The organism is Bacillus sp. COPE52 (genome assembly GCF_003355115.1).
Lineage (GTDB): Bacteria > Bacillota > Bacilli > Bacillales > Bacillaceae_G > Bacillus_A > Bacillus_A toyonensis.
In genome coordinates this window covers 5219647-5235681 of sequence record NZ_CP031292.1, presented here as the reverse complement: position 1 = coordinate 5235681, position 16035 = coordinate 5219647, and the positions used below count along the sequence as shown (strand labels likewise).

The following is a 16035-nucleotide window of genomic DNA, read 5'->3' as shown; positions in this document are numbered from 1 at the left end:
ATATATTGATTAATTGTTATTTTTGTTTCTTATAGTTCATCCTAAATTATAAGATAAATACAGCCAGAAGGAGTGGGAACATGAAGAATTTTAAAATGGCACTATTAGCAATGGTACTAGTGGTTACTTCTGTACTATTTGCAGCTTGTTCTAACAAAGAAGAAGAAAAGAAAGCAGATGCGAAGACTGAAGAGCGCACTGTAAAACATGCAAAAGGGGAAATTAAAATCCCTGCAAATCCAAAGAAAATTGCTGACCTTAGTGGTTCAACAGAAGAATTATTAATCTTTGGCATGAAACCAATTATTACAGCTAATACATCTCAAGAAAAAATTGATGCACATATTGCAAATAAATTAAAAGACGTTAAACCAGTTGGTTCTGCTTGGGGCGATAAAATTAACATCGAAGCAGTAGCTGCTGCAAAACCAGACTTAATTCTTGTAAATAATCGTCAAGAAAAGATTTACGATCAATTATCTAAAATTGCACCAACAGTTATGTTAAACACTCCATTAGATCAATGGCGTCCAAAGTTTGAAGAAGTAGGCCAAATTCTTGGTAAAGAGAAAGAAACAAAAGAATGGTTTAAAAAGTATGATGAAAAAGCAAGCAAATTACATGATAAAATTATCGCTAAAACTGGTGATGCAACATTCATGAAAATGGCTGCATATCCAAATGCATTCCGTGTATATGGTGACTACGGTTACGGTAGCGTAATCTTTAATGATTTAAAATTACCAGCAGTTAAAGGTACACCAACTGATAAACCATTAGTACAAGTACAAAAAGAAACTTTAATCGATTACAACCCAGATTACTTATTTGTATTTACAACGGGTGACGGTTCTCAGCGTCTAAAAGAATTCCAAGAAGAATCAATTTGGAAAAACATGAATGCTGTTAAAAATAACCACGTATTTACAATTAAAAATGAAGATCTAAACAAAGGTTACTTCCCACTAGGAAAAGAAATGATCTTAGATGAAGTCGCTGAGTTCGTTTTAGGAAAATAATGTATAAAAAGAAATCACTTTTACTTCGGTAAAGGTGATTTTTTCTTTATATAAGGGCAATTAATACAGTCTTTCATTTCTTTCTGTTTCCTATTTCGTTTATAATATATAGTAAGAATGCAGTAAAGAAAGGGGGATGTCGAAAAGTGGTATATTTAAACGACAAACTCAGCGAAACAAAAGTGTTTAAAGACCCAGTACATAAATATGTGCACGTGCGTGATCGTGTTATTTGGGATTTAATCGGAACGAAAGAATTTCAACGCTTGCGCCGTATTAAGCAGCTTGGAACAACATTTTTTACATTTCACGGTGCAGAGCATAGTCGCTTTACTCATTCGTTAGGTGTATATGAAATTATTCGTCGTATGATTGATGATGTGTTTGATGGCAGACCGAACTGGAATGCTGAAGATAGATTGTTATGTTTATGTGCGGCATTACTTCATGATGTCGGTCACGGCCCATTTTCTCATTCGTTTGAAAAAGTATTTTCATTAGATCATGAGAAATTTACGCAAAAGATTATCGTAGGAGATACGGAAATTAATCGTGTATTAAGTCGTGTGGATAAGGACTTCCCGCAAAAAGTGGCAGATGTAATTGCGAAAACATCCACTAATAAATTAGCGATTAGTATGATTTCAAGTCAAATTGATGCAGATCGTATGGATTATTTATTAAGAGATGCTTATTTCACAGGTGTAAAGTACGGGAACTTTGATATGGAACGTATATTGCGTGTCATGCGTCCGTATGGGAATCAAGTAGTTATTAAAAATAGTGGTATGCATGCTGTTGAGCATTATATTATGAGCCGTTATCAAATGTATTGGCAAGTATATTTCCATCCGGTAACGCGCAGTGCAGAAGTTATTTTAACGAAGATTTTACACCGTGCTAAATCATTGCATGAGAAGTATTATGCGTTTAAAAATCATCCTGTTCATTTTTATTCTTTGTTTGAAGAAGAAGTGACAGTAGAGGATTATTTAAAGCTAGACGAGAACGTAATGTATTATTACTTCCAAGTATGGCAAGACGAAGAAGATCCAATTTTAAGTGACTTATGCCGTCGTTTTATGAATCGAAATCTATTTAAATATGTAGAGTTTACAGATAAGCACGGTTTAGATAATTGGATGGAGCTAAGCAGCTTATTTAAAAAGATTGGACTAGATCCAGAGTATTATTTAGTAGTTGATTCAACATCGGATTTACCATATGACTTTTATCGCGCAGGAGAAGAGGAAGAGCGTCTGCCAATCTTACTCCTTATGCCGAACGGGGAACTTAGAGAGCTTTCACGTGAATCGGATATTGTTGAGGCGATTACGGGGAAGAAGAGAACGGACCAAAAGTTATTCTATCCGCATGATTTAATCTATGAAGATGGAAGAAAAGGAAAATATAAAGAGAGAATTATCGAGTTGTTAGAAGGCAAAAAATAAGAAGCAGCTAATGGCTGCTTCTTATGAAAGAACTTGAAATTATTTGTCGCTTAAGCGTTTTCCGCCAACTGCATAATGGTTTTTAGACATTTCTTCGATGAAAACAACGATGTTTTCTTCAGGAGCACCAGTTGTTTCGCTTACTGCTGCTGTTACTTTCTCAGCAAGAGCTTTCTTTTGTTCCTCTGTGCGTCCTTCTAGCATTTTCACTGTTACGTATGGCATGTACAATCGCTCCTTTTATGTAAGTTACACTCTTATTATAGCGGATTATGGGGAAGAACAATCGAAAAAACAAATAATTTCTTTTTTGACATATTGAAGAGGAGATGAAGTATGGATCAGTTATTTAGATATCCATTGCACGAAATTCCGTTAGTAGCAATGGCGATTATTATTGCACTATCCGTTCATGAATTTGCACATGCATATGTTGCATATAAATTTGGGGACGATACAGCGAAAAAACAAGGACGTTTAACGTTATCACCGATGGCCCATTTAGATCCTATCGGGATGATTGCAGTATTAATTCTTGGATTCGGTTGGGCAAGACCGGTGCCTGTTAACCCCTATAACTTTAAAAGACCACGTCTTGCAGGCATATTAGTTTCTATTGCAGGACCGATTAGTAACTTAATTTTAAGTGCGATTGGTTTAATTATTTGGTATAGCTTATTAACATTTGGCGTACTAGACTCAATTCCATTTGCAGTAGCAGATACATTAGGTCGATTCTTCCAAATTTTTATTATGCTTAATATCGTTTTACTTGTATTTAACTTATTACCGATTCCGCCACTTGATGGATATCGCGTTGTGGAAGATTTAGCACCAGCAAATATTCGCGCGAAAATGACACAGTATGAAAAATATGGAGCAATTGCGTTATTAATTCTTGTTATTACACCGCTTAGCAACTACACAATTCAACCTATTTTCAATGTTGTCATTCCGTATGTATTCGTATTTTTACAAAGTATCATTGCGCCTATTTTTGGGCTTTTATAATTTTTAAGTGAGGAGGAAGTTACATATGACAGAGAAAAAGAAGAAAATCGGTTTTAATATCGTGAAAAATGATTCAACAGATGGACATGGTGGATTTGGTGTTGGGGCATTAAGCTTAGAAAACATTTCACCTGTATTTGTTGATGTACTAGAGAAAACTGCATTCGTTGATATCGGTGCGATGCATGCGCGTAGTACAGTAGAAAAAGGAATTAAGTTTTTAACAAATAAAGATGACGTTCCAAACGGAAAACCATTTTGGCTTGTTTGGGTAACAATTGAAAGAACACCGAACGGTGCTTATTACGCAGGGGTAACAGCTTGTGAAATGACAGTAGACCGTGAAATTCGCCGCGGATATAAATCACTTCCAGAGCATGTAAACAAAATGGATAAATCATTGAAGCGTCACATTATGGTTGAACATATGGATGAATCTTCTAAAAAAGTACTTGGTACGTTCTTGAAAGAACATAATGAAGCGATTTGGAACGAGTCTAGTGAAGAATTGCGTCATGCATTATTAAGTGAATAAAAAATAGCTGACGGATGTCCGTCAGCTATTTTTTTACCAAGGAAGATATTTTTTCCACCAACTTGTTTTTTTCTTTTCTTCACTTGTTTTTTCAAATTCCTCTTTATCATCGACATGATCCATACAATATTCAGTAGGCTCGGTACCTTTGGCGAAATACATTTTAACTGAAATTGGACAGTTCTTTGTAGCAATCTTGCCGTTTTCTGGGTTAATATTAACGGCTACGACATCACTTGGTTGTTTAAAATCCTTTTTAGGTTGTCCATCTAAGCCTTTCTCCATCGTATCGGTCCATATTTTTTTCGCATATCCTTGTTCTGCTACGTTTGAAATAGATTTAGGTTGATCGTATCCAACCCATACACCAGTTACAATTTGCGGAGTGAATCCAATCATCCAACTATCGGTTTCAGTAGAACCAGATTTTCCGGCATATGTTCTTGATAGTTTTGATAACATAGATTGACCAGTTACAGCGGCATAACTGCTTAGTTTTTTATTAAACATACCAGTCATCATTTCTTCCATCACAAACGCTTTGCTCTTATCGAGAACTTGTTTGCTCTCCAAATGAGCATCGTATAACATGTTCCCTTCATGATCCATAATACGGCGAATAAAGATAGGTTTTACTTCTTTTCCACCGTTTGCGAACATACTATAAGCATTCACCATTTCAATTGGTTTTACAGGAGACGTGCCGAGAGCTAGGGAAGGCACATCTTTTAATGCACTCTTAATTCCGAATTGCTTCGCTGTTTTTGCGAGCGTGTCATCACCTAAAAATAAATTTGTTTTCACAGCGTATATGTTATCAGAGACTGCGAGAGCTTGTGCCATCGTTACGAAATCATCTGCGTAATAATCTTTATAGTTTTTCGGTTTATACTTTGAAACACCGTCACCTAAAGTGAATACAGTGTATTCGCTTTTTAAGCGCGTAGCAGGGGTGAATCCTCGTTCCAAAGCTGCGTAATATAGAAAGGGTTTAAATGTAGATCCAGGCTGACGGACGGCTTGTGTAGCCCTGTTAAATTGACTCGTATTATAATCAGTTCCTCCAACAAGAGCAGCCACTTCACCTGTTTTTGGATTCATAGAGACGAGGGCAGTTTGTATGTTTGCTGTTTCAGGTATATGATCTTTGACAGCTTGTTCTGCTACAGATTGTAACTTAGGATCTAAAGTTGTATAAATACGTAAGCCACCTCGTTGTAAGGCTTGCTCATCCAGTCCGATATCCCGAAGAAGAGAAGCTTGTACAGCATCTTGGAAATAAGGCGCAACTTCTGCTACTTTTTTCGTATCAAGCGAGGCAAAAGTTAGTGGTTCCTTTTTTGCAGAAGCTGCTTGCTGCTTCGTAATATAACCTTGTTCTACCATTTCATCTAATATGAGAGATTGACGTCCTTTAGCACGTTCTTCTTTTAAAAAGGGAGAGTAGACACTAGGTCCTTTCGGGATTCCTGCAAGCATACTGGCTTCTGCTAATGTTAATTCTTTTGCTGTTTTATCGAAATATAGACGAGACGCAGCTTCGATGCCATAAGCACCATGTCCGTAATAAATTGTATTTAAATAACCTTCTAAAATATGATTTTTATTATAATTCACTTCAAGGCGGACAGTATACATTGCCTCTAATAGTTTCCGTTTCCACGTTTTATCATGATCTAAATATAGATTACGTGCGTATTGTTGTGTAATCGTACTAGCACCTTGTACTTTTGCCATCGCTTTTAAATCAGCAACAATTGCACCTGCAATACGTTTCATATCGAAGCCATGATGCTTATAAAATCTTTGGTCTTCAATAGAAAGTGTCGCTTCTTTTACATAGGGAGAAATTTCATTTAGAGAGACATTGTAACGCTTTTGTATTTCGTTACTTTGTCCAATAACTGTATCATCATTCGCGTAAAAGACGCTTGTTTGCGGGACTGCGACAGGAGGTGGTCCCATAATTTTTGCAACTATAATAATAACAAAAAAGGAAAAAACGAAAAAAATAACACAAGAAAACATTACGGTGAAGAAAAGACGTTTATATTTTTTAAGTTTTGGATTCATAGTTTGATTCATCTTTTTCAGCCCCTCATTAATACAAACATTATTGTATTAGTATTGAGGATTTTCATTTATTTTAAACAATGAAATTTTGAAAACAAAAAAGCCCCTTCAATTAAGAAAGGAGCTCAAAGGCACGTGCTGGCCAATCGGTGATGATGACATCTACACCATAATCAATCATCGTTTGTAAATCTTTGTATTCGTTAATTGTATAAGGGCGGAAAACGTACCCTTGTTTTTGTGCTAACTGTACGAATTCTTTAGTTAGTAGCTGAAAGTTTGGATGTAAACCAGTTGCTTCTCTAATTTTTGCTTCAGCAATAGGATTAGCAAGTGGCGTATCATATAAAATTGCCCTTGGGATTTCAGGAGCTATTTCTGCTAATAATGAAACAGAGTCATGGTTAAATGATGAGAATACAATTTGATTAGAAAGATGATATTCACGAACAAGTGCAACAACTTTCTCTTCAATATTTGGGTAGTGAATCACATCTGTTTTTAATTCGATATTTAGTTGTAAGTTCGTTGTGGAAAGCCAGATGAAAACTTCGCGTAACGTTGGGATTTTTGCTTCATGGAAAGAAGGATCTTTATGGCTACCAGCGTCCAATGATTGTAGTTCCTCTACCGTTTTTTCAGAAACAATCCCTGCGCCATTTGTTGTGCGATCCACTGTTTCATCGTGGATTACGACAAGTTCGCCATCTTTTGATAGATGAACATCAAGTTCAATCCCATGAGCGCCAATGCGTTCAGCTTCTTGGAAGGCGATCATCGTATTTTCTGGATGTGTTCCTTTTACCCCGCGGTGAGCGAAAATAAGTGGTTTATTCATGTGAAAATCTCCTTATCATCTCTTTTCCTTCATTATGAAACCGCTATGAGAAAAATACAATTTATATGAAAAAAATTTACAAAAGTCTAACAGTTGCACAAAAGTTAACGTTAACGTAAAATGTAATAATTGAGTGAAGGGAGGAATAAACATGTATAAAATTGATGAAGTAACAAAGCAAGTTGGTTTAACAAAGCGTACACTTCGTTATTATGAGGAAATTGGTTTAATTCATCCCCCGGAGCGTAGTGAGGGGAACATTCGGCTTTATACGGATGAGGATATTGCAAGAATTAAAAGGATCGTGGAAGCGAAAGAAGTATTAGGAATCACGCTTCAAGAAATGCAACATTTCTTATCGTTAAAAGAAAGAATGGAACAAAGAAGAAATAGCGAGAATCCTCGCGACCGCGAAGTGATTCAAGAAATTAAAGATATGCTTGAGAAACAAGTGCAAACGTTGGATGAAAAAATGGAGCAAATGCAGCGTGTAAAGGCAGAACTTGAAGATAGTTTACATCGTGCAGTGACATTTTTAGAGAGCATAAAAGGAGAATGATTGAAATGGAGAGCAAACAAAAACTAGGGAGATTGATTACAGTGGTGGCTACTTTCCTTGCCTTTTCTGGTATAGGGGTAGTCGATCCAATCTTGCCAATTATTGCTGAGAAAATTGGTGCAACGCATTGGCAAGTTGAAATGTTATTTACCGCATATATTTTAACGATGGCAATTATGATGTTACCAGCTGGTATATTCGCATCAAGATTTGGTGATAAGCGCATGATGACAATCGGTCTTGCAATTGTAACTGTATTTGCGTTTATATGCGGTATATCGCAAACGATTGCTCAATTATCTCTTTTCCGTGCTGGATGGGGATTAGGAAATGCGATGTTTTTTGCTACAGCAATGACACTTTTAATAGCATTAAGTAAGGAGGTTCATGAAGCAGTAGGATTATATGAAGCAGCTATCGGTTTAGGAATGGCAGGTGGCCCATTGTTAGGTGGTATATTAGGTGGACATTCTTGGCGTTACCCATTTTTCGCAACGAGTATTTTAATTTTCTTAGCATTTATTTTAGTATTCTTTTTTGTAAAAGAACCGGAGCGAAAAGTGAAGCGTAAAGCAGCAGGCGTAGGTGAATTACTTAACCTAGTGAAATATAAACCGTTTATGCAAGGTGCGATTTCAGGGATGTTATACTACTACGGATTTTTCGTCGTGCTAGCATATTCACCACTTATTATGCATTTATCCGCTATTCAATTAGGTTTTGTATTTTGTGGATGGGGATTAGCGTTAGCTTACGGTTCCGCAATTTTAGCACATAAGCTAGAAGGGAAATATGAACCGAAAACATTGTTAAAAGGTAGTTTACTCGTATTTGCGATTTTCTTAATTGCATTATTCTTTGTGAAAATTATGTGGTTACAAATCGTATTAATCGTTCTATCAGGATTAGCATCTGGTTTAAATAATGCATTATATACAAGCTATGTAATGGATATTTCACCTTATGAAAGATCTGTTACGTCAGGTGTTTATAACTTCGTTCGTTGGTTAGGAGGAGCGATTGCTCCCATTTTATCAGGAGTTATCGGACACACTGTTTCACCACAAAGTCCATTTTTAGTCGGTGGAGTTGTTGTATTAGTTGGTTGCGTTATGATCTTAATTCCGATTCGTAAACCGGTAGAAATAGAGACAAAAGCCCTTTCTTAAGAAAGGGTTTTCTTTCCTATTACAAGGCAAACCCTTTCCACATATATGTTAGAACCCTCTGACTAAAATATATTTTCGGTATTTTTGTACTTTTAACTATACATTTTGGATGTTTTGTTTTATTTTTGTTAGGGGACATTAATGATGTCCCTATTATAAATTTGCATTGAAAGGCGTGATTGTACGATGGAACTATGGTTCACTGAAAAACAAACAAAACATTTTGGGATTACGGCACGTATTAACCGCACATTACATACGGAGCAAACAGAATTCCAAAAACTTGATATGGTTGAAACGGAAGAGTTCGGAAACATGCTTATTTTAGATGGCATGGTTATGACAACAGAAAAAGATGAGTTCGTTTATCATGAAATGGTAGCGCACGTACCTTTATTTACACATCCAAACCCTGAAAACGTATTAGTTGTCGGTGGTGGTGATGGCGGTGTTATTCGTGAAGTGTTAAAACACCCAAGCGTAAAAAAAGCAACTCTTGTTGAAATTGATGGAAAAGTAATTGAGTACTCTAAACAGTACTTACCATCAATTGCAGGCGCATTAGATGATGAGCGTGTAGAGGTGAAAGTAGGAGACGGTTTCCTACACATCGCAGAAAGCGAAAATGAATATGACGTAATTATGGTAGATTCTACTGAGCCGGTAGGACCAGCAGTAAACTTATTTACGAAAGGTTTCTACGCTGGAATCTCTAAAGCGTTAAAAGAAGATGGTATTTTCGTTGCACAAACGGACAACCCTTGGTTCACACCAGAACTAATTACAACTGTGTTCAAAGACGTAAAAGAGATCTTCCCAATTACTCGTTTATACACAGCAAACATTCCAACGTATCCAAGTGGACTTTGGACATTCACAATTGGATCTAAAAAACATGATCCACTAGAAGTAAGTGAAGAGCGTTTCCACGAAATCGAAACGAAATACTACACAAAAGAATTACACAATGCAGCATTCGCATTACCGAAATTTGTTGGCGATTTAATTAAGTAAGAGCGTTAAATTGAAATAAATAAAGTGTAAGTAACTCATTTAAGGTGTTTGTCTAGAAGGCTTGAACATGCTAGTTACTTACACTGCTACAAATGAAGTAGTCTTCTTGTGATAACAAGAAGGCCCAGGTAAATCGAGAAAGAGGAGCAGTACGCTCCAAATTTGAGAAATAATGAAAGGTTGGGATACCTTAAGTTCCACATAAGGAGGAAAAGAATATGCGTTTTGATGAAGCTTATTCAGGTAAAGTATTTATTAAAAGTCATCCAAGTTTTGAAGAGTCAAAGGCGGTTATTTATGGGATGCCTATGGATTGGACAGTAAGTTTCCGTCCAGGATCTCGCTTTGGCCCTGCACGTATTCGTGAAGTATCAATCGGTCTTGAAGAATATAGTCCGTATTTAGATCGTGAACTAGAAGAGGTAAAATATTTTGATGCGGGTGATATCCCATTACCATTCGGAAATGCACAACGCAGCTTAGACATGATTGAAGAGTATGTATCAAAACTTTTAGATGCCGGTAAGTTTCCACTAGGTCTCGGCGGTGAGCACTTAGTGTCTTGGCCAATTTTTAAGGCAATGGCAAAAAAATATCCGGATTTAGCAATCATCCACATGGATGCTCATACTGATTTACGTGAATCGTATGAAGGGGAGCCTTTATCCCACTCTACACCAATTCGTAAAGTGTGTGATTTAATTGGTCCGGAAAACGTATATTCTTTCGGAATTCGTTCTGGAATGAAGGAAGAATTTGAATGGGCGAAAGAAGTAGGTATGAACTTATACAAATTTGACGTATTAGAGCCGTTAAAAGAAGTATTACCGAAACTTGCAGGACGTCCAGTCTATGTCACAATCGACATTGATGTATTAGACCCAGCTCATGCTCCTGGAACAGGAACGTTAGAGGCTGGAGGTATCACATCTAAAGAACTATTAGATTCCATCATGGCAATTGCAAATTCAAATATAAATGTAGTTGGAGCAGACTTAGTAGAAGTAGCTCCTGTCTACGACCATAGTGATCAAACACCAGTCGCAGCAAGCAAATTCGTGCGGGAAATGCTGCTCGGTTGGGTAAAGTAAAAGTGAAGCCGACTGTTTAGACCCGGTGACTAAGGTTCTTTCCTGCAAAAGGTGCTTTTTACCTTTTGGTAGGGAAGGTTCTTAGACGCAAGGGGCTAGGAGGCGTAACTGGATAGAAATAAAAGCGGAAGCGAAGCGACCGACCATTCTAGCCGCTGTAGCTGGATAAAGTAAGAGTCCCCTATGAATAGGAGCTTTTATTTTATCCGTTATGTGTCGGTAAGTCGATATAATCCCATTTACCATAGCAAGACATGAAAAAAAGAGTTATTCTCAAAAGGTGAGAATAACTCTTTTTCTTATGCAACCTTTTCTTCTGAAGCAATGCCGCGAATTTCATCAGCAGAGCGGATCGGATATTTGCGGAACACAATAGATCCGATGTATCCGACAATAGTGGTAACGATTCCACATAGTACAGCAGCAATCGTTACTTTTATAACGTCATTAAATCCAAACAAGACGAGAAGCCCTGGAATTGGTGATGCTGTTCCTGGCGCATTATTAACGAGCTGGAATAGCGATGTAATAATACCGGCAAGCGCGCCGCCAACGAAGTTTGTCATATAGATAGGAATTGGATTTGCTGAGACAACATCGGCTTGTGTTAAAGGCTCGATTGCTACAGCAATTGTATCTTTCTTTGAACAAATTTTTAGTCGTTTAAAGAAAATAAAGTTCATCGGGGCTGAGGCCGCAACGGCAAGACTGCCAATTGCCATTGGTAAACCTGTTAATCCAAGCATTGCAGTTAATGCCATAGAACTTAATGGAGAGGTAGAAATAACTGTTATTAATCCACCAAGCATAATACCCATAATGATAGGACTTTCTGTAGTTGCAACTGAAATCATAGAACCGATTTTACCAAGTGTTGCGTTAACGAGTGGATCCATAAGCATGGCCATTCCACGTGAGATTGGTGCAGCAATAAATAGGATTGCTAAAAACTCTACACCAGCTGGTAATTTCTTTTCGAGAAATTTCACGACGAAGGCACAAACGTATCCAGCAAAAAATCCTGGTAAAATACCGAATCCACTAGTAGCGATACCGATTAAAACAGCGTATACGGGTGAAACGCCGATTGCTAATGCTACTAAAATTGCTGCTGCAACACCGCTCATACTACCAGAAGCTTCTCCTACTGATTGTAAAAAGTCATTATGAAACATTTCTCCACCTATATAACGGTGAAATGCTTCAATAAGAAAACTTGCGATTGCTGCATTAGCTAAAGCACCCATCGCCTTCATTCCGTAAGGCGCACGGTAACTGAAAAGTGTAAATAGACAAAGTACAACAAGTAATAGTGCTAAACCTTGCAAGATAGCCATTTGAAAACTGTCTCCTTTGATTTTTGTAATAAAAATTTGTATCATTCAATAATAATATAAAAGTTTGTGAAACGGAAAAATTTTTTATTGGGAAATTGCTGTAAGGTGAAAAACCCTTACAATAATGTAAGGAAAGTGTAAGGCATTTCGATAGAGTATAGTATGCTTTTTTTCGTATAATACAGGTATAGACATATGATTAGTGAGAAAGTAGTGCAAACAGGAGGCGCATTTATGAAATTGGTAATTAAAGTTTTAGCTGTGTTCGCCATTATTTTAGGAGGAACAGCATATTATTTAAACACGAAAACAGAAGGTGTGCATGCTTTTGTAGACAACTTCTTTTCAAATAAAGAAATACAAGATTATTATGCTGTTATAGATAAAAGCGAGAAAAAAGACGATGAATATTTGTATACATTTAAAGGATATACAGAAGATGGAAAGTTACAAGTTATTAAAAGAATGGTGAACCGTGAATTGCATACAGGTGCTTTTATAAAAATTTATGCAAAAGGTATGCAGGGAAAAGGATGGGCTGAAATCCCGAAAGAATCAATCCCACAAAAAGCGTTGCAAAAAATAGAAAAACCATAAGAGGAGCGAAACGTTCGCTCCTTTTTTAGTGCGTTAAAATGGTGATAGCTGAACTTTCTTTATTAGAAATGATTTTTGCACGTCCGCCAATTGGGAAAGTGAAGATCGGAGTTGTATGTCCGAAACTTGCATTCGCAATAATAGGGATATGTGCAAGTTCAGGCTTTGAAGCAATCATTTCTTGAATGTCCTCTATCATACATTCTGCTCCTTTTTGCATTCTTCCTATAACGATACCTTTTACGTATTCAAAATCAGTTTGTTGCATAAGAGAATGTAAGTATCGATCGAAAGTTTTAAGTGTAGCTTTTCCCGTTAAACTATCTTCTTCAAGAAATAAAACTTTATCTCGTAAGCTTGGCATATACGGTGTACCTTGTAGTAAATGTAAAGTGCTCATATTTCCGCCGATAATATCCCCTGTAGCTTCTCCTTCTTGAATCGAAATATATCCTTCATTTTTAATAAATTCTCGATTTTCCTGATCTATATACCAAGAATCATCACTCCACGTTTCAGATGGTAGGATTTCAATAGAATCATTAGAAGTTAAGCATTTAAAAAAGTAATCGGTTGTATACGCGAGACCTTTCTCCATTCCAAATGAAGAGAAGTGAGGACCTGAATATGTAACAAGACCTGTTTTTGTATAAAGTGCGTTATGTAAAGCAGTAATGTCAGAATAGCCGCAGAAAAACTTTGGATTTTCGCGAATTAAATCGTAATCGAGATGTTTCAATAAGCCGTTAGAGTTATATCCGCCAAGTGTCGTCAAAATTGCTTTTACATTAGGGTCTCTAAATGCTTCATGGAGGTCTTGAACACGTGAAGAAATAGAAGAGGAAGCGAATCGATCTATCTCATCAGCATATTTTGAGAATGTAACTTGAAAGCCCATGTCGGTTAATCTTTTTATAGCAAGGTTTCTGTTTTCATTTGAGACAATACTTAAACTACAAGATGGTGAAATAACTCTTATTTCATCCCCTTTTTTTAATTTTGTTGGTATCACGACATTCACCCCTTTAATTAAAAGAATATTTAGATTTAAAAAATATTTTATCATATGAAATAAAGTGAGGGTGAATTATTTTTTGAAAAGGAGTTTTCCTGATTTTTCAGCAGACAGACAGCATCTTTTTTTGATATGATAGGAAAAGTGATTTATTATAAGTAGTATTTAATATCTATAACATTTGAAAGGTGTGCAAGACGTGAAGAAACAACTTGCAGGCTTGCCGGTACACGTTCATTTCGTAACAGAAATCCGTGAAGGGGCGAGGAAGGAAACCGTTGCTTTTGAAGCAAATGGTCAATACTATGTAAAAGGTCAAGGTACATACGTAACATTCCAAGAGCCGAACGAACAAGGCGAAGTGAAGACAATTATAAAAATTCAAGATGAACAAGTTCTCATTATGCGTTCAGGTGCTATTTCTATGCGTCAGACGCATGTGAAAGGTGAATGGACAACTGGTACGTACACGAGTGAACTTGGTACGTTTGCACTGCAAACGAAAACTGATAACGTTCTTTTTAAATGGTCGGATGAAAAGAAAAAAGGACAACTCTTCTTAACGTACGCATTGCTTCTAAGTGAACAAGAAGCTGGCAGATATACAATTACAATTAACTTGAAGGAGGCAAAATAATGAATTCTTTAGAACAGGTAAAAGGATTGATTAAAGAAGAAATTCAAGCTGCTGTATTAAAGGCAGAATTAGCAACAGAAGAACAAATTCCAAACGTTGTATTAGAATCTCCAAAAGATAAAACAAATGGTGATTTCTCTACAAATATGGCAATGCAACTTGCACGTGTTGCGAAAAAAGCACCTCGTATGATTGCAGAAGAATTAGTTGCAAACTTTGATAAAGCAAAAGCTTCTATTGAAAAAATTGAAATCGCTGGTCCTGGTTTTATTAACTTCTATATGGATAATAGTTACTTAACAGACTTAATTCCAACAATCGTTAATGCTGGTGAAGCTTACGGTGAAACGAACACTGGTAAAGGTGAAAAAGTACAAATTGAGTTCGTATCTGCGAATCCAACAGGTGACCTTCACTTAGGACATGCACGCGGTGCTGCGGTAGGCGACACTTTATGTAACGTATTAGCAAAAGCAGGATACGATGTATCTCGTGAGTACTACATTAATGACGCGGGTAACCAAATTCATAATTTAGCTCTTTCTGTTGAAGTTCGTTACATGCAAGCGTTAGGTTTAGATAAAGAAATGCCAGAAGACGGTTACCACGGTGCAGATATTATCGGTATCGGTAAACGTTTAGCTGAAGAGTTTGGCGATCGTTATGCGAAAGCTGATGCAGAAGAAAGCTATGAGTTCTATCGTTCATACGGTTTGAAATATGAGTTAGCAAAACTTCAAAAAGACTTAGAGAGCTTCCGTGTTAAATTCGATGTATGGTTCTCAGAAACATCATTATACAAAAACGGAAAAATTGATCAGGCTCTTGCTGTATTAAAAGAGCGTGACGAAATCTTTGAAGAAGGCGGCGCAACTTGGTTCCGTTCAATGACTTACGGTGACGACAAAAACCGTGTATTAATTAAAAACGACGGTTCTTACACATACTTAACGCCAGATATCGCTTACCATCGCGACAAATTAGAGCGTGGTTTCGATAAATTAATCAACATTTGGGGTGCTGACCACCACGGTTACATTCCTCGTATGAAAGCTGCGATACAAGCACTTGGTTACGATAAAGACACATTAGAAGTAGAAATCATCCAAATGGTACAACTATACCAAAACGGTGAAAAAATGAAGATGAGTAAGCGTACGGGTAAAGCAGTTACACTTCGTGAGCTTATGGAAGAAGTAGGCGTGGACGCAATGCGTTACTTCTTTGCAATGCGTAGCGGTGATTCTCATTTAGACTTCGATATGGACTTAGCTGTATCAAAATCTAATGAAAATCCAGTATACTATGCGCAATATGCACATGCTCGTGTATGCAGTATCCTTCGTCAAGGTGAAGAGTTAGGATTAGCTACAGGCGGAGACGTGAACTATAAACTTGTTACTTCTGAGAAAGAAGTAGAATTACTGAAAAAACTTGGTGAATTCCCAGCTGTAGTTGCGGATGCAGCGCAAAAACGTCTGCCACACCGCATTACAAACTATGCATTTGAATTAGCTGCAGCGCTACACAGCTTCTACAATGCAGAGAAAGTATTAAACCAAGATAACTTAGAGTTAAGTAAAGCTCGTTACGAATTAATGAAAGCAGTACGCACTACACTTCAAAACGCACTAGCAATCGTAGGAGTATCTGCACCAGAAAAAATGTAATGAAGAAAAGCGGAAGCGG

Annotated in this window: 16 protein-coding genes; 11 read left to right on the top strand and 5 right to left on the bottom strand. The window is 36.9% G+C overall.

Translation table 11 applies throughout. From position 1 onward, the window contains the following. Window positions 1-80 precede the first annotated feature (80 nt). Entirely contained in the window at window positions 81-1019 is a 939-nt protein-coding gene (locus DPQ31_RS26565) for an ABC transporter substrate-binding protein (protein ID WP_208731237.1), read from the top strand. A 146-nt stretch (window positions 1020-1165) separates the two neighbouring features. Then, window positions 1166-2470: an HD domain-containing protein gene (locus DPQ31_RS26560; protein WP_000262735.1), complete on the top strand. Its 1305-nt coding sequence runs from the start codon at window positions 1166-1168 to the stop codon at window positions 2468-2470. Window positions 2471-2509: 39 nt separating this feature from the next. Here DPQ31_RS26560 and DPQ31_RS26555 read toward each other — a convergent pair whose 3' ends face one another. Beyond that, window positions 2510-2695 carry a 2-hydroxymuconate tautomerase gene (locus DPQ31_RS26555; RefSeq protein WP_001147171.1) on the bottom strand — a complete coding sequence of 62 codons (186 nt, stop codon included), beginning with the start codon at window positions 2693-2695 and terminating at the stop codon, window positions 2510-2512. A 111-nt stretch (window positions 2696-2806) separates the two neighbouring features. On the opposite strand from DPQ31_RS26555, the gene DPQ31_RS26550 reads away from it, so the two are divergent. Both DPQ31_RS26550 and DPQ31_RS26545 read left to right on the top strand, forming a co-directional pair. Beyond that, the gene (locus DPQ31_RS26550) at window positions 2807-3481 is read left to right on the top strand and encodes a site-2 protease family protein (protein ID WP_000372440.1); all 675 of its coding nucleotides are present in this window, start codon (window positions 2807-2809) and stop codon (window positions 3479-3481) included. A 25-nt stretch (window positions 3482-3506) separates the two neighbouring features. Then, window positions 3507-4016 (top strand): YwhD family protein, encoded by a 510-nt coding sequence (locus DPQ31_RS26545; RefSeq protein WP_000136676.1) that lies wholly within the window; start codon window positions 3507-3509, stop codon window positions 4014-4016. Window positions 4017-4049: 33 nt separating this feature from the next. Here DPQ31_RS26545 and DPQ31_RS26540 read toward each other — a convergent pair whose 3' ends face one another. Both DPQ31_RS26540 and DPQ31_RS26535 read right to left on the bottom strand, forming a co-directional pair. After that, the gene (locus DPQ31_RS26540; protein ID WP_208731236.1) at window positions 4050-6101 is read right to left on the bottom strand and encodes a transglycosylase domain-containing protein; all 2052 of its coding nucleotides are present in this window, start codon (window positions 6099-6101) and stop codon (window positions 4050-4052) included. A 100-nt stretch (window positions 6102-6201) separates the two neighbouring features. Further along, window positions 6202-6927: a glycerophosphodiester phosphodiesterase gene (locus DPQ31_RS26535; protein ID WP_208731235.1), complete on the bottom strand. Its 726-nt coding sequence runs from the start codon at window positions 6925-6927 to the stop codon at window positions 6202-6204. 151 nt (window positions 6928-7078) lie between these two features. Between DPQ31_RS26535 and DPQ31_RS26530 the strand changes: the two genes are divergently transcribed. The 4 genes from DPQ31_RS26530 to speB all read left to right on the top strand — a co-directional run bounded on the left by DPQ31_RS26530 (window position 7079) and on the right by speB (window position 10760). Then, window positions 7079-7486 (top strand): MerR family transcriptional regulator, encoded by a 408-nt coding sequence (locus DPQ31_RS26530; protein ID WP_000276559.1) that lies wholly within the window; start codon window positions 7079-7081, stop codon window positions 7484-7486. 5 nt (window positions 7487-7491) lie between these two features. Then, window positions 7492-8655 (top strand): MFS transporter, encoded by a 1164-nt coding sequence (locus DPQ31_RS26525; protein ID WP_097927419.1) that lies wholly within the window; start codon window positions 7492-7494, stop codon window positions 8653-8655. A 186-nt stretch (window positions 8656-8841) separates the two neighbouring features. Continuing rightward, window positions 8842-9669 (top strand): polyamine aminopropyltransferase, encoded by an 828-nt coding sequence (gene speE, locus DPQ31_RS26520; protein ID WP_000424693.1) that lies wholly within the window; start codon window positions 8842-8844, stop codon window positions 9667-9669. Window positions 9670-9887: 218 nt separating this feature from the next. Then, window positions 9888-10760 (top strand): agmatinase, encoded by an 873-nt coding sequence (speB, locus tag DPQ31_RS26515; protein ID WP_001209829.1) that lies wholly within the window; start codon window positions 9888-9890, stop codon window positions 10758-10760. Between the two features lie 299 nt (window positions 10761-11059). Here speB and DPQ31_RS26510 read toward each other — a convergent pair whose 3' ends face one another. Beyond that, window positions 11060-12097 carry a PTS sugar transporter subunit IIC gene (locus DPQ31_RS26510; RefSeq protein ID WP_000996326.1) on the bottom strand — a complete coding sequence of 346 codons (1038 nt, stop codon included), beginning with the start codon at window positions 12095-12097 and terminating at the stop codon, window positions 11060-11062. Between the two features lie 234 nt (window positions 12098-12331). Between DPQ31_RS26510 and DPQ31_RS26505 the strand changes: the two genes are divergently transcribed. After that, the gene (locus tag DPQ31_RS26505; RefSeq protein ID WP_000779925.1) at window positions 12332-12694 is read left to right on the top strand and encodes a YxeA family protein; all 363 of its coding nucleotides are present in this window, start codon (window positions 12332-12334) and stop codon (window positions 12692-12694) included. 25 nt (window positions 12695-12719) lie between these two features. Here the strand turns inward: DPQ31_RS26505 and DPQ31_RS26500 are convergent, their stop codons facing one another. Further along, window positions 12720-13760: a S66 family peptidase gene (locus DPQ31_RS26500; protein ID WP_141555934.1), complete on the bottom strand. Its 1041-nt coding sequence runs from the start codon at window positions 13758-13760 to the stop codon at window positions 12720-12722. A 148-nt stretch (window positions 13761-13908) separates the two neighbouring features. Between DPQ31_RS26500 and DPQ31_RS26495 the strand changes: the two genes are divergently transcribed. Both DPQ31_RS26495 and argS read left to right on the top strand, forming a co-directional pair. Beyond that, a complete protein-coding gene (locus tag DPQ31_RS26495) occupies window positions 13909-14346 on the top strand; it encodes a YwiB family protein (protein WP_000744343.1) in 438 nt (145 codons plus the stop codon). Beyond that, entirely contained in the window at window positions 14346-16016 is a 1671-nt protein-coding gene (gene argS / locus DPQ31_RS26490) for an arginine--tRNA ligase (protein WP_208731234.1), read from the top strand. The genes DPQ31_RS26495 and argS overlap by 1 nt, the downstream gene beginning before the upstream one ends. Window positions 16017-16035 lie beyond the last annotated feature (19 nt).

Coding starts and splice junctions, on each gene's coding strand:
- DPQ31_RS26565 (WP_208731237.1), top strand. CDS start 81: ATGAAGAATTTTAAAATGGCACTATTAGCAATGGTACTAGTGGTTACT.
- DPQ31_RS26555 (WP_001147171.1), bottom strand. CDS start 2,695: ATGCCATACGTAACAGTGAAAATGCTAGAAGGACGCACAGAGGAACAA.
- DPQ31_RS26550 (WP_000372440.1), top strand. CDS start 2,807: ATGGATCAGTTATTTAGATATCCATTGCACGAAATTCCGTTAGTAGCA.
- DPQ31_RS26545 (WP_000136676.1), top strand. CDS start 3,507: ATGACAGAGAAAAAGAAGAAAATCGGTTTTAATATCGTGAAAAATGAT.
- DPQ31_RS26540 (WP_208731236.1), bottom strand. CDS start 6,101: ATGAATCAAACTATGAATCCAAAACTTAAAAAATATAAACGTCTTTTC.
- DPQ31_RS26535 (WP_208731235.1), bottom strand. CDS start 6,927: ATGAATAAACCACTTATTTTCGCTCACCGCGGGGTAAAAGGAACACAT.
- DPQ31_RS26530 (WP_000276559.1), top strand. CDS start 7,079: ATGTATAAAATTGATGAAGTAACAAAGCAAGTTGGTTTAACAAAGCGT.
- DPQ31_RS26525 (WP_097927419.1), top strand. CDS start 7,492: ATGGAGAGCAAACAAAAACTAGGGAGATTGATTACAGTGGTGGCTACT.
- speE (WP_000424693.1), top strand. CDS start 8,842: ATGGAACTATGGTTCACTGAAAAACAAACAAAACATTTTGGGATTACG.
- speB (WP_001209829.1), top strand. CDS start 9,888: ATGCGTTTTGATGAAGCTTATTCAGGTAAAGTATTTATTAAAAGTCAT.
- DPQ31_RS26510 (WP_000996326.1), bottom strand. CDS start 12,097: ATGGCTATCTTGCAAGGTTTAGCACTATTACTTGTTGTACTTTGTCTA.
- DPQ31_RS26505 (WP_000779925.1), top strand. CDS start 12,332: ATGAAATTGGTAATTAAAGTTTTAGCTGTGTTCGCCATTATTTTAGGA.
- DPQ31_RS26500 (WP_141555934.1), bottom strand. CDS start 13,760: ATGATAAAATATTTTTTAAATCTAAATATTCTTTTAATTAAAGGGGTG.
- argS (WP_208731234.1), top strand. CDS start 14,346: ATGAATTCTTTAGAACAGGTAAAAGGATTGATTAAAGAAGAAATTCAA.